Raw genomic sequence first — 13,489 nt, forward strand, 5'->3', positions numbered from 1 at the left:
AGCATATCTACACGGCCTGCGCCCCGGCGTCAAGAAAAAGCGCACTGCCCCGCGGCGCGCCAGGCGGTCGCCCACGGCAGGCCCCGGCAGCCGCCCTGCGGGGGCCAAGATACCGCCAGCATACGGCAGCCTGCCCCGGCAGAACGAAAACGCGCCGCCCGGCGCGCTCAGGCGTCTGTTCCGTCCCCGGCCGGGTCCGGCAGGTCCTGGCAGTGAACCTGCGGCACCTGGGCCTCGCCGGGCAACGGGGCGGTGAGCTGCGCCCTGTCACCCACGTAGGGATTGAAATAGCCGAAGCGCAGCCACGGACAGGCCCGGTGCAGGCGCTTCATGAAGGCGCCCAGCCCCATGCTGGGCGAGTCGTCCAGCCCTGCCATGAGCCGCAGGTACCATTCGGGGTCAATGTTCAGATTGCGCCACTGGATCATGCTCACCCCGCAGTGCGTCACCAGCTCCACCAGGGAGGCCAGCTCCGCCTCGCTGTCCGTGATGCCGGGGAAGAACAGCAGATTGAGGGAAACCCACAGACCGTCGCGCCGGGCAATTTCCATGGAGCGGCGCACGTCCGCAAAGTCATAGCCGTGGGGGCGGTAATAGCGCTGGTAGAGGTCCGGCCGGCTGCTGTTGAGACTCACGCGGATGCTGCTGAAGCCGGCCTCGGCCAGACGCGCCACGGCCTCCGGGCGCGAGGCATTGGTATTGCAGTTCACCGTGCCGTGTCCGCCCTCGGCGCGAAAGCGCCTGACGCTTTCCACCAGCAGGTCGGGATTCATGAGGGGGTCGCCCTCGCAGCCCTGGCCGAAGGAATAGACCGGGCAGACGGTCTCGCGGCTCTGGTGAAAGCGCATGACCTCCACCAGTTCGTCCGGTGTGGGCACAAAGGCCAGCCGGCACTGCGGGGTCACTGCCACGGGAGAGTCCTTGTCCTGCTCGGAAATGCAGCCCACGCAGCGGGCATTGCAGGAACGGGAGGACGGCAGCGGGGCCTCGAAGCGCCCCAGGGCAAAATTGCGCGCCGCCGGGCAGTCATAGCGCATGACGCAGTTTTGCAGGATATGCCGCACCAGGCGGTTCTTGGGAAAGCGCCGCAGCAGCTCGCGCACATTCTTTTCGATGCGGGCACGCGGCACCTTGCGGAACTGCTGCCGCTGGTCATCATCCACCCGGCGGGCACAGATATAGAAGCGCCCGCGGGCAAAACCCACGGCACCGTAGGCAAACAGGGGCAGCAGAGGTGCATCGTCGGCGGAAACATAAGCCGGATGTGCCGACAGGGTATGCGCAGGCGCGGCAAAAGCCGCCACCGCCACATCCGGGCTGGTCACAATCTCGCCGGATTCCGGGTCCAGCCCCACGGCCTGACGTCCCGGCAGCAGAAAAAGCTCGCTTTCCTCGGGCAGGGGCATGAGTTCGTCGGGTCTGGGCACGCCCCACTGCGCCCCACGCCGGCAAACCATGAGCAGATCGGGATCATCATAAATATTGCCCTGACTGTCGGCCATGACCATATGCGGCTGGATATGCTGTGCCATAAATCATCCTTGCCCCGCTGGGACTGAAAGTATATAGATGTGACAGCAACGCTCCCGCCGCTGCCTGCGCATTGCCGGACAGCGGCGGAATCCTGCGCCACAGAGGCCGCCATGCTTTCCTTGATGCTTTTCATGTTTCTCTGTTTTCTGGGCATGCTGGGCATGTTTTTCTACATGCTGCGCAACCAGGAAAAAATGTGCCAGACCCTGCGCGAAGAACATGCGCAGACGCGCCTGCTGCTGCGCGCCCTGGAATCGCGGCTGGAACGCAGCGTGGGCTGCCCGGACGAGCAGCCCACGGCCTCGTCCCGGGACGGGGCGGATGCCTCCCGGCAGGACCCGCTGCTGCGCCTGAGCTTTGATGCACCGGCGCCTGCCCCCCGCACGCCGGCCGTGGACCCCGGCCTTGATCTGCACTTTGATCCTGACGAAAATCTTTCTCGTGGGGCCGTGGCGCGCTGACACGCCGCCGCGTCCCGCCTTTCTGCCTGCCGAACTCCTTCGCGCAGGCTTTTTTTGACAAGAGGAAAGCCCGCTCCGTGCCTGCCTTCCGCACTATGCGGGACAGGCCCGCCCTTCCACGAACATGCAGCAAGATCGCGCCACCCTAGCGTCTGACGCCTGCCAGCGTCAAGCAAGCCCCCGCCGCACCCGCCTGCTGTCAGGCCTGCGCATGGCGGCACGACTCTGCATTCTCGGCCTTCTGCTGGCAGCCGTCCTGCTGGTGGCGCTCTTTCTGCTGCTGCAACGCCACCAGCAGGACTTCACCGACAAGGTCCTGGCGAGCATTGCCAGCGCCACGGGCATGCAGGTTGCCGCCTCCTCCGTGGACGTGATCCTGCTGCCCGTTCCCTCGGCAACAGTGAGCCATCTGCGCCTTAGCGGCAGGACCGGTTCCGTCCAGGTGGCCTATGCCACCCTGCGCCCGGACTTTTCCGCCCTGCTTACGGGCGATCTGGCCCCCGGCCATGTGGAGCTGCTGCGGCCCCAGGTAGAGGGCAGCCTGCCCCTGGAAAGTCTGCTTGCGCTGCCGCCGGCCCCGGCAGCCGCCGCCTCCCCGCTGCCTGCCCTGCCCTGGTCCTGTACCCTGGACATCCGGCAGGGCCATGCCGATCTCCGGGCCGGGGACGGCAGCCGCCTGGTGCTGGACAACCTGGACTGCTCCCTGCGCCTGCACAGGGACGGCAGCCTGAAGGGGCAGCTGTCCTGGGGCAATCTGACCCTGCACGACCGGGAAGGCCTTCCCCAGCTTGCGGCGCGCGCCGTGCGCATGCACGGCCAGGGCAACCTCCAGGCCCCCCTGCAACAGCCTGCGGACATCTCGCTGCTGGGCAGCCTGTCCTGCGGCCACTGGCTGCGCCAGCTGAACAGCGAACTGCGCTGGCAGCAGCATGACGGGCAGCGCAGCCTGCACGCCCGCCTCCACGGCAGCCTTATACAAAACGGGCAGGCCATCCCCCTGTCCCTGGCAGGGCGCATGCTTCGGCCTCCGGCCAAGGATGCCCCCCTCACGCTGCACGATCTCCAGCTGGCCCTGGACCAGGACAGCGGCGTCTTCAACGGCACGCTGCATCTCCAGACGGAAAACGGTCCCCGCCTGGACGGTACCCTGCGCATGCAGCACCTGAGCCTGACCCGCTGGCTGGGCTTTGCGCGAGACCTGGCGCCGGGCCTGCAATGGGCACTGGATGATCTCACCGGAGTCAGCGTGCGTTTTCAGCTGGACGCTCAAGGCCTGCGGGCGCCCCATGTGGCGGCCACGGCGGCGGGCAGCGCCTTTTCCGGCACCGGCGGCGTGGCCAGCTGGAAACAGCCGGTGGTGGCCCTGGACCTGCATGCCCCGCAGGTGTCGCTGGGCCGGGCCATCCCGGAATCCGTGGGCCAGCTGCCGGACGCCCCCCGCTATGCTTATGCCCCGCTGACCTCCTTTGATCCCCGCCCCGAGGCCTGGGACCCTGCCCGGCAGCACAGTCTGCCGCCGTCTCCGCCGCCGGATGCCGCGGCCACAACGGCAGGAGGCACGGACAATCTGGGCTACGACATCCGCCTGGGCGCCGATGCCGTGCAGTACGGCCCGCTGGACCTGCACCAGGCACAGGTGGTCATCACACCGGGCAAACCGGCCTCCACAGGACGCGGAAGGGCCAATATCGACGTGCAGACCACCACTTGCGCCGGCAGCATCCGCGGCCAGGCAGTCATCGGCGGCGGCCCCGACAAGACCGAATTCGACATTGCTCTGCAAGCCAGGGACATACAGGCGGCAGCGCTGGGCAAGCGTCTTCCTCTGCTGCCCCTGCGCGACGGCCGCCTTGCCGCCACGGTGGATGTGCACAGCCGCGGCAGCAGCATTCCCGCCTTCATGACCAACCTGTCGGGGAAGGCGGGCCTGCGCGCCACCGGCGGCAGCCTGCGTGCCGCCCCCTCTGCCCTGCAACGCTTCAGCAGCCTGACCCTGGACCTGGACCTGCACAACGGACGCTGGAAACAGGGCCGGGCAGGACTTGACGGTGCCTGGACCCTTGCCCAGACCGGACAGGGCTATGCGGGCAGCGCGCGCCTTGACGGCATACTCTGGCTGGGGGGGCGCCCCCTCCTGGCGCTGGACGATGCCCGGACCCGGCTGCGTCTGACGGCGGACGCAGGGCTGTTTTCGCTGCCGCATGGTCTGGAACTGACGGCGGACGGCCAGCTGAGCGCCCAGGCCAGCCCCCCCGGCCTGCGCCTGGAACAGGCCCGGCTGCGGGCGCTGGATGCCGCCTATGCCGGCTCCCTGCGGCTGACCGCGGACAAGGCCCTCAGCCTGCAAGGCACGGGCAGCCTGCGCTGCCCTGACCTGGCCCGCACGATGGAGCTGGTCACGGGCAAACGTCCGCCGCTGCCCGCGGCCCTGAAATCCGTGGAGCTTGCTGCCGATATGGACATCAGCCCGCAGACCCTGCAACTGCGCAATGTGTCCACCCGGCTGCTGGATACGGCCCTCAGCGGACAGTGCCGTGTGGCATGGCGCAATCCGCCGCATCTGCAACTCCAGCTGCACACCCCCCGCCTTGATCTGGACCGTGTGCGCCGCCTGCTGGACCCGCAGGGCGCCGCCGCTGCGGAACGGGCCGAGGCAGCACAACGCGAGGCCATCCGGCGGGGCGGCACGATTCCCCCTGCCGCGCCCACGCCCCAGGGACCGCCGTGGGACCTGCGCTTCATGCAGACCTTCTCGGCCGAAGGCTCCCTGACGGTAGCGCAGCTCGCCTCGTGGCGCGTGCGTCTGGATGACATAACCCTGCCCTTCCGTCTGGCCGGGGGCCGGCTGGATTACGGCCCTGTGACGGCCCGCTTCTACGGTGCGCCCCTGCACAGCACAGGTCATGTGCAGTTTGACCGGGGCCTGCGCTTTGAAAACAGCCTTTCGGTGGACAATTTCAATCTGGGGGCGGCCAGCGCCGCCCGCGGAGGCAAGACCGCCCTGTTCGGCCTGGCCACGGTTCGGGCCACCCTCAGTGCGGCGCTGACGGCCTCGAGCCAGATGCCGCGGCAGCTCAACGGGCACTGGCAGTTTACCGTGCGGGACGGCGCCTACCAGAATCGCCGGGAGGATGGCAGCCCCAAGGGCAGCCCCACCCGCTTTTCCCTGGTGAGCGGATCGGGCACCCTGCAACACGGCGTGGCCCGCAGCAGCAATCTGACCCTGCGCAGCCAGGAAATGGATGTGACAGGCGGCGGCTGGATAGACCTGAACAGCGAAATGCTGGACTGCACGCTGCACGTGAACACCCCCAGACTGAGCGACATTCCCGTGCGCGTGCATGGCAGTCTGCATCAGCCCCAGACCAGCATCGGCGCCGGCACGGTTCTGCTCTATGCCCTTTCCGGCATTACACAGGGACTCATCGACATCATCGGCGGCCTGCTGGAAGGCACCTGGCGCATCCTGCGCTGAGGCAGTGCCCCTTCCCCGCCGGGCGTTGACAGCGTAGGCCTGTCGGGGTACTCCGTGAGGCATATCTTCAACATCCGTGCGCAACGGCGCCGCCAGAGCACACCACGTCCGAAAGGCGCGTTCCGCTCAAGGAGTACATGATGAACATTCTTATTTTCGGCCCCAACGGCAGCGGCAAGGGCACGCAGGGCGATCTGGTCAAGCAGAAGTACCATCTGGCCCACATTGAATCCGGCGCCATCTTCCGCGAACACATCGGCGGAGGAACGGAACTGGGCAAGAAGGCCAAGGCCTACATTGACCGCGGCGACCTTGTGCCTGACGACATCACCATCCCCATGGTGCTGGAAACCCTCAAGACCCGGGGCAAGGACGGCTGGCTGCTGGACGGTTTTCCCCGCAATATGGTGCAGGCCGAAAAGCTGTGGGAAGCCCTGCAGCAGGAAGGTCTGAAGCTGGACTACGTCATTGAAATCCAGCTTGCCCGCGAAACGGCCAAAAACCGCATCATGGGCCGCCGCCTCTGCAAGAACAACAACAACCATCCCAACAATATCTATATCGATGCCATCAAGCCCGCTGGCAATGTCTGCCGCGTCTGTGGCGGGGAACTCACGGTGCGCAGCGACGACCAGGACGAGGCCGCCATCAACAAGCGCCATGACATTTACTACAATGACGTGGACGGCACCCTGGCCGCGGCCCACTTCTTCAAGAAACTGGCCGACGAGGGCAAGACCACCTATATCGAGCTGGACGGTTCGGGCAGCATCGACGCCATCAAGGAAACGCTGCTTTCCCGCCTGCACTAGGCTGCGCCCCGCAGGCAGCCCGTGGGGAGGTCTGTCCTGTGCCAGCGCGCACGGCGTTCCTTCCCCGCACCCCTGCGTGCGCGTGAACGAGGCGCGGTATTACGGGCAAACGCATCATCGATGCCGCACCACTCCCACAATGACAAAAGGGCGGAACCGCTGGGTTCCGCCCTTTTTTCTGGTATGGGTTCCGTTCCGTGGCATGGGCTGTCCCTGCCATGTCGCAGCCGGAACACGTTGCCGGGGAGAGAGGGGACAAGCCCCGGCAAATACGGGCGCGGGAAGCATCGTGCTGAAAAGATGCCTCACCGCCGGAGAGCTGCCGGATTAGAAGCTGTAATGCAGCTCTTCAAAGTAGGCCTTGGGATGGGCACAGGCCGGGCACACATCCGGCGCGGAGGTGCCTTCCACCAGGCAGCCGCAGTTGCGGCAGCGCCAGATCACCGGCTTTTCGCGCAGGAACATGCGACCTTCCTTGATGTCGCGGGCCAGGGCCAGGAAGCGGCGCTCGTGGTAGGCTTCGGCCACGGCAATATTGCGCATGACGGCAGCCACCTCGCTGAAGCCTTCCTTTTCGGCCGTGGCGGCAAAGGAAGGATACATTTCCGTGTGTTCATGATTTTCACCTGCCGCAGAGGCCAGCAGATTGGCATGGCTGTCGCCAATGATGCCGGCCGGGAAAGCGGCCGCGATTTCCACTTCGCCCCCTTCCAGGAATTTGAACAGGCGCTTGGCATGCTCCTTTTCCTGCAGGGCCGTTTCCGTGAAAATGTCGCTCACCAGGGCAAAGCCGTCCTTCTTGGCCGCGCCGGCAAAGAAGTCATAACGGTTACGGGCCTGTGATTCCCCGGCAAAAGCGGTGAGGATATTCTTTTCGGTCTGAGTTCCCTTAAGAGACTTCATGGTTCCTCCTGCGGCTGGGCCGTCTTGTTGTCGTTAGCAAAATAGCAGTAAATATTCCTGATAAAAAGGTCAAGCCTTTTTTTACTCGTTTACCGGACTGCCGTCTGCCCGCTGCGCAAAGCGCGGTACTGGCACATGGCAGCCACCGCGACCGGTACGGGCCGTGAAGTTCTGGTGCCAGTCCTCGGCCTCGTAGAAGGGAGCCGCCTTTTCCAGACGGGTCTGCACCGCATAGCCCAGCTCCTTCAGTCGCGCTATCAGCCCTTCGGCCACGGCCTTCTCCTGGGCATTGGCATAGAAAATGGCCGAACGGTACTGGGTGCCCACGTCGGGTCCCTGGCGATTCAGCTGCGTGGGATCATGGATTTCAAAAAAACGCCGCAATATCTGCGCATAGCTGATCTTTGACGGATCGTACCGGATGAGCACCGCCTCGGCATGGCCGGTCCGGCCGGTGCAGACATCCTCATATGTGGGGGAAGGCACCGTGCCGCCGGTATAGCCGGAAACCGCCGAGCAGACGCCGGGCAGGTGTTCAAAGGCATCCTCGACGCCCCAGAAGCAGCCCCCGGCCACAATGGCCGTGGCCGTGCAGGCCGCTGCTTCCCGCCGGGCAAAGGCCGCCTTTTCCTCCGGGCTGCCGGCATCCACAAAGGCCATGGACAGCGAATTGACGCAGTGGCGCGTATTCTTTTCCGTAAATCCTTCTCCCTCGAACACGTGCCCCAGGTGACCGCCGCAGTGGGCGCAGACAATTTCCGTCCGCTGCCCGTCGGCATCAGGCAGACGGCGCACGGCGCCAGGCAGCTCTGCATCAAAACTGGGCCAGCCGCAGCCGGAGGCAAACTTGTCCCGGCTGCTGTAGAGGGGCATGCCGCACTGACGGCAAAGATAGGTGCCCGGTTTGTCATGATGATAGTATTTGCCGCTGAAGGGCGCTTCCGTTGCCTTGCGCAACAGAACGTCCGCTTCCTGGGACGACAGGGGCGGCATGGGAGAGGGTTCGGTCATGCGGGCCTCCACGGAAAAAGCACTGCACAGGATTCCGGCCAGCAGAGCCAGCGACAGAAGTCCTTTCTGCCACATACGGGGAGAACTGGTCAATTTCATAGTATTCTCCTATGTTTTCAGGGGAAAAACTCCCCATCTCTCACATAAGCACGGTCCCGCCCGCAGGCAAGGCCCGGCGAGACGCCCTACCCCCTGCGCGGGCCGGAAAAGCCCTGCGGGTGCCCGCTGTGCCAGCGCCAGGCCGAAGCAATGATGGCTTCCACATCCTGCCGCGGCTGCCAGCCCAGCACCTCGCGCGCCCTGCCGGCAGAGGCCACCAGCCGGGCCGGATCGCCGGGACGCCGGGGACCGGTCACCTCGGGAATGTCTCGTCCGGTGACGCGCCGGGCCGTGTCGATAATCTGCCGCACCGAAAAGCCCTGCCCGTTGCCCAGATTGAAGACGCTGCTCTCCCCGCCGGACAGCAGATGATCCAGGGCACGCAGATGGGCATCGGCCAGATCGTCCACCCCGATATAATCCCGGATGCAGGTGCCGTCCGGGGTATCGTAATCCTGTCCGAACACCGTAATCTGCGGCCGGCGGCCCAGCGCCACCTGAAGCACCAGGGGAATGAGATGGGTTTCCGGCGCATGGTCCTCGCCGATGCTGCCATCGGCATGGGCGCCGGCCACATTGAAATAGCGCAGGGAAACATAGCGCAGGTCATGCGCCGCGGCCGCCCAGCGCATCATGGCTTCCATCATGCGCTTGCTTTCGCCGTAGGGATTGCCGGGACGCAGGGGGGCATCCTCGGGAATGGGCAGCGCATCCGGTTCACCATAGACAGCCGCAGACGAGGAAAAGACAATGTGGCGCACCCCGTTGCGCAGCATGGCCTCCAGCAGCACCTGCATGCCCTGCACATTGTTGCTGAAGTACGGCAGCGGCTGCTGCATGCTTTCTCCCACCAGGGAAAGGGCCGCAAAATGCAGCACGGCCTGCACGGCATGTTCCTGCATGACCCGGTCCATGAGGGCGGCATCGCGCATGTCGCCCTGCACAAAGGGCACCGCCGGGGGCAGGGATTCCCTGTGCCCGGTACGCAGATTGTCCAGTACCACGGGCTGGTCCCCGCGGGCCAGCAGCGCCCGCACCGCGTGCGAGCCGATATAGCCCGCACCGCCACATACCAGAATGCGCATGCCTGTCCTCCCTATCTGGCCACCAGCACCCAGGCCGGCCCGCTAGCGTCCAGGTGGCTGGCCACGTAATTGCCCCGATAGCCGCCACCGCAGAAAATATCGATGCGATTGCGCTTGATGGCGCCGCCCACATCCTGCGCCAGCCCTATGCCGCGCAGGGGAATGACGCCGAAATCCGGGTCAGGCGCGTTGACGCCGTAGGCCACGATGGACCCCAGCGGCAGAAAGGCACGGTCCGTGGCCAGGGACATCCAGTCATCCACCACATAGCCCATGGCGCCCGTAGGCCCCCGGTTGCCGAAGCGGAAAAAGACATAGCTGGGATTTTCGTTGAGGATCTCGCGCACCCGGTCGGGGTGGTCCTTGAACCACTGGCGCTGCTCAAAGATATGCCCCTCGCTGAGCAGGCCCTTTTCCCGCATGATGCGGCCGGAACTCTTGTACTTGTGCCCGTTCTGGCCGGCATAGTTGATGAAGGCCTGCGTGCCGTCGTCAAAGATAAGGCGCCCCGACCCCTGAATTTCCAGAAAGAACACGTCCACCGGGTCCGCCGCCCAGGCCAGTTCCAGATTGCGCCCGGCCAGCACCTGCTTTTCCTCGATGGTGCGGCGGTCATAGTAGCGGCCGCGGTTGCGGCGCTTGACGACGGCCATATCCGGCGGCAGGCTGTAGATGGCCTGCGTATAGCCGGGCTTGCGCTGGCGGCTGGCCCGGACCTGCGGCTCGTAATAGCCGGAATACTTGATGCCGTCGTCCACGGGCACCCAGGTGAAGTTGGCCAGAAACAGTTCCGGCTCGGCATCCAGACGAGGCAGCAGCGCTTCCAGACGTTCCAGAGTCCGGCGCATGTCCCCCCAGGTAAGCCGCAGGCCGGGCCGGCTCACGGCCAGTGCCTTCTGGGGCTTGCCCTTGACATAGCGCAGGGACTTCCGCACCGTAGGAGCCATGTCCGACCAGGACTCCAGGTCCTGATTGCGGGGATGCAGCCAGCGGACAAACTCTTCCTGCGACTCCTGCAGGACCACGGGCGGCCCCTGGGGGCGCTGCCGCGCGGCCTCGGACCGGGGCGCCTGCCTGGCGCAGGCGGCACACAGGCACAGCACAAGAATCAGACCGGCGCACAGCCACCGGGCCATGCCGGCGGCCGGTGCCCTGCGCCGTGTCCGGCACAGAAAAGGAGCAGAATGGTGCATACGAATTTTCCCACTTCCGACGTCTGGCTTGCCCACAGGGTCTCGTACGGCGAAACCGATACCATGGGGGTGCTCTACTACGCGGAATATCTGCATGTGTTTGAACGCGCCCGCAGTGAGTACATCCGCTGTCGCGGCATGAGCTACCGGGATGTGGAAGAGCGCGGCATCCTGCTGCCCGTGCGCGAGGCGCAGTGCCGCTACCGCGCTCCCGCCCGCTATGACGACCTGGTGCAGGTGCACGCAGGCATCAGCGAGATGGGAAGAGCGTCACTCCGCTTTGTATATGAGTTGTGGAATGAGGACAAGTCGCACCTGCTGGCCACCGGCAGTACGCAGCACGCGCTGGTCAACCGCGAGGGCCGCCCCGTGGCCATGCCCGACTGGTTCCGCGCCCTCTTCAGCGTGCTGCCGTCCTGAGGACGCGGCGGAGCAGGCGGCATGAAATGCATCGTTTTATAGTCCCTCTTGCCCGTCCGTCTGTCAAGAGGGCATTCTTGGCAGGGGGACTTCCCTTTTGGGCAGTGACGCGCTATGGTTAAAATACGGGCATAAGGCCAAGGCACGGCCTCGCCATGCCCCTTTTTTCTGGCAGAGGCCACCACGGCACATGTCACACCGATTACTAAGGGAGTATCCTATGTCCAACCCGGTAGATGCTCAACGCACGTTCGCGCTCGTCGGCACCGGCGGCTGCGGCAAAACGTCCCTGGCGGAAATGCTGCTCTTCACCGCTGGCGCCATCACCCGTATGGGCGCCATTGAAGAAGGCACAACCAGCCTCGACTACGAACCAGAAGAAGTTCGTCGGCGCGGTTCCATCCAGCCGGCCGTTGCCACGTGGCTCTGGAACAAGAATCGCCATTTTCTGCTTGATATTCCCGGTGACGGCAATTTTACCGGGGACATGGGCTACCTGCTGCAGAGTGTGGACAGCGTGCTTTTTGTGCTGGATGCCGTAGACGGTGTGCGCCCGCTGACCAAGAAACTCTGGAATGCCGTGAAGGGAGCGGGCCTGCCCGCCATCTTTGTCATCAACAAGCTGGATCGCGACCGCGCCGACTTTCAGATGGCCTTTGACGGCCTGAGCAGCCTGGGTACCCGCCCCGTGGCCCTGCATTTCCCCCTCCGCAGCGGAGATGCCTTCACCGGCTATGTGGACATTCTCTCCGGCAAGGCCTATGCCTTCGGCCCGGACGGCGCCGTGGCCGAAGTGCCCCTGCCGCCGGAAGCGGCCGATGACGTGGCGCTGCTGCACGATGTGACGGTGGAAAATATCGCCGAAAGCGACGAAGCCCTCATGGAAAAATACCTTGAGGAAGGCAGCCTGCCCGCCGAAGAGCTGGCCGTCGGCCTGCGCAATGGTGTTCTGCGCGGCGATCTGGCCCCGGTGGTGGTCTGCTCCGCCCTGGAAAACAAGGGCGGCGCCGCCGTGCTCAATGCCGTCCAGACCCTGCTGCCCTCGCCGCTGGAACGCCCGGCCTTCCTGGACAATGAAGCCAATGAACTGGTGCCTGACCCCGACGGCCCGCTGGCGGCCTTTGTCTTCAAGACCCTGGCCGACCCCTTCACCGGGCAGTTGTCCTTCCTGCGCATTCTTTCGGGCAGCATCAACGGGGATACCGTGGCCAGAAACAGCCGCACCGGGGAAAATGAACGCCTGGGCAATCTCCAGTACATGGTGGGCAAGAATCAGACGCCCTGCAAGGACGTTCTCGGCCCCGGCGCCATCGTGGCCGTGGCCAAGCTGAAGAACACCCGCACGGGCGACACGCTGTGCGATGAAAAGGCCCCCTTCTCCCTGGCGCTGCCCGAGCTGCCCCCGCAGCTCATCACCTATGCCCTGGCCCCCAAGGAAAAGGGCGATGAAGACAAGGTCTATGCCGCCATCCAGCGCCTGCTGGATGAAGACATCACCCTCCGCCTGGGCCGGGACGAGGAAACGGGCGACATTCTGCTTTCCGGCATGGGACAGCTGCATATCGAACTCTCGGTGGAAAAGGCCCGCCGCCGCTACAAGGTGGATATGGTGCTGAAAACCCCCAAGGTCCCCTATCGGGAAACGGTGCGTGGCAAGTGCCAGGTGCAGGGCCGCCACAAGAAGCAGTCCGGCGGACGCGGGCAGTTCGGCGACTGCTGGATCGAGATGGAGGGCCTGCCCCGCGGCTCCGGCTATGTCTTTGAAGATGCCATCGTGGGCGGCGTCATCCCCCGCCAGTACATTCCGGCCATTGACAAGGGCATTCAGGAAGCCGCCGCCCGCGGCTATCTGGCCGGCTGCCAGGTGGTGGACTTCCGCGTCAAGGTCTATGACGGCAGCTACCACACCGTGGACTCGTCGGAAATGGCCTTCAAGGTGGCCGGCTCCCTGGCGTTCAAGAAGGCCATGGAAAGCCTCAAGCCTGTTCTGCTGGAACCCATTGTGCTGCTGACGGTTTCTGTGCCTGATGAAAATATGGGCGATGTCATCGGCGACCTGTCCTCCCGCCGCGGCAAGGTGCTCGGCTCCGACTCCCGCGCCGGCGTCACCGAAATCAAGGCGCATGTTCCCATGAGCGAAGTGCTGCGCTATGCCCCGGACCTGCGCTCCATGACCGGCGGTCAGGGCTTCTTCACCATGGAATTTGCCCATTATGAGGAAGCGCCCCAGCCCATTGTGGAACGTGTCATTGCCGAATACAAGGAACACAGCGGTCAGGAATAGCCCGGCCGTTTCATGAACAAACAAAACGGCCCGCTTCGGCGGGCCTTTTGTTTGTCTGTCCGGCAGAGACAGGGCAGCTACTGCCCCTATCTGCGGGAAAGTCGTGCGCGCCTTCCCGCTGCTTGCTCATCGCTGCCCGGCAGACAACGCGCTCAGACATGTCCCCCCGCGCCGCATGGCCTGCCGCTCCGCTGTGCAGACCGGCATATCAGC

General features: G+C 65.0%; 10 protein-coding genes. 5 read left to right on the forward strand and 5 right to left on the reverse strand.

Going from position 1 to position 13,489, the window contains the following annotated elements:
• Nucleotides 1-167: 167 nt before the first annotated feature.
• Nucleotides 168-1,532: a radical SAM protein gene (locus Q0J57_RS01085; protein WP_297215933.1), complete on the reverse strand. Its 1,365-nt coding sequence runs from the start codon at nt 1,530-1,532 to the stop codon at nt 168-170.
• 132 nt (nt 1,533-1,664) lie between these two features.
• Here Q0J57_RS01085 and Q0J57_RS01090 point away from each other — a divergent pair, with 132 nt between their 5' ends.
• The 3 genes from Q0J57_RS01090 to Q0J57_RS01100 all read left to right on the forward strand — a co-directional run bounded on the left by Q0J57_RS01090 (nt 1,665) and on the right by Q0J57_RS01100 (nt 6,281).
• Nucleotides 1,665-1,994: a hypothetical protein gene (locus Q0J57_RS01090; protein WP_297215936.1), complete on the forward strand. Its 330-nt coding sequence runs from the start codon at nt 1,665-1,667 to the stop codon at nt 1,992-1,994.
• Nucleotides 1,995-2,118: 124 nt separating this feature from the next.
• Nucleotides 2,119-5,469 carry an AsmA-like C-terminal region-containing protein gene (locus tag Q0J57_RS01095; protein ID WP_297215939.1) on the forward strand — a complete coding sequence of 1,117 codons (3,351 nt, stop codon included), beginning with the start codon at nt 2,119-2,121 and terminating at the stop codon, nt 5,467-5,469.
• Nucleotides 5,470-5,609: 140 nt separating this feature from the next.
• Nucleotides 5,610-6,281, forward strand: coding sequence for an adenylate kinase (locus Q0J57_RS01100; protein WP_297216779.1), 672 nt, complete (start codon nt 5,610-5,612; stop codon nt 6,279-6,281).
• A 327-nt stretch (nt 6,282-6,608) separates the two neighbouring features.
• Here Q0J57_RS01100 and rbr read toward each other — a convergent pair whose 3' ends face one another.
• The 4 genes from rbr to Q0J57_RS01120 all read right to left on the reverse strand — a co-directional run bounded on the left by rbr (nt 6,609) and on the right by Q0J57_RS01120 (nt 10,515).
• Nucleotides 6,609-7,184, reverse strand: coding sequence for a rubrerythrin (gene rbr / locus Q0J57_RS01105; protein WP_297215942.1), 576 nt, complete (start codon nt 7,182-7,184; stop codon nt 6,609-6,611).
• A gap of 81 nt (nt 7,185-7,265) precedes the next feature.
• The gene (locus tag Q0J57_RS01110) at nt 7,266-8,294 is read right to left on the reverse strand and encodes a bifunctional methionine sulfoxide reductase B/A protein (RefSeq protein ID WP_297215945.1); all 1,029 of its coding nucleotides are present in this window, start codon (nt 8,292-8,294) and stop codon (nt 7,266-7,268) included.
• Between the two features lie 86 nt (nt 8,295-8,380).
• The gene (galE, locus tag Q0J57_RS01115; protein ID WP_297215948.1) at nt 8,381-9,379 is read right to left on the reverse strand and encodes a UDP-glucose 4-epimerase GalE; all 999 of its coding nucleotides are present in this window, start codon (nt 9,377-9,379) and stop codon (nt 8,381-8,383) included.
• Between the two features lie 11 nt (nt 9,380-9,390).
• Nucleotides 9,391-10,515 carry an MltA domain-containing protein gene (locus Q0J57_RS01120; RefSeq protein ID WP_297215951.1) on the reverse strand — a complete coding sequence of 375 codons (1,125 nt, stop codon included), beginning with the start codon at nt 10,513-10,515 and terminating at the stop codon, nt 9,391-9,393.
• A 48-nt stretch (nt 10,516-10,563) separates the two neighbouring features.
• Between Q0J57_RS01120 and Q0J57_RS01125 the strand changes: the two genes are divergently transcribed.
• Both Q0J57_RS01125 and Q0J57_RS01130 read left to right on the forward strand, forming a co-directional pair.
• Nucleotides 10,564-10,992, forward strand: a complete 429-nt coding sequence (locus Q0J57_RS01125) for a thioesterase family protein (protein ID WP_297215954.1) — start codon at nt 10,564-10,566, stop codon at nt 10,990-10,992.
• A 220-nt stretch (nt 10,993-11,212) separates the two neighbouring features.
• Entirely contained in the window at nt 11,213-13,276 is a 2,064-nt protein-coding gene (locus tag Q0J57_RS01130; RefSeq protein ID WP_297215957.1) for an elongation factor G, read from the forward strand.
• Nucleotides 13,277-13,489: the final 213 nt, after the last annotated feature.

Origin of the sequence: uncultured Desulfovibrio sp. (assembly GCF_944324505.1) — a bacterium.
Lineage (GTDB): Bacteria > Desulfobacterota > Desulfovibrionia > Desulfovibrionales > Desulfovibrionaceae > Desulfovibrio.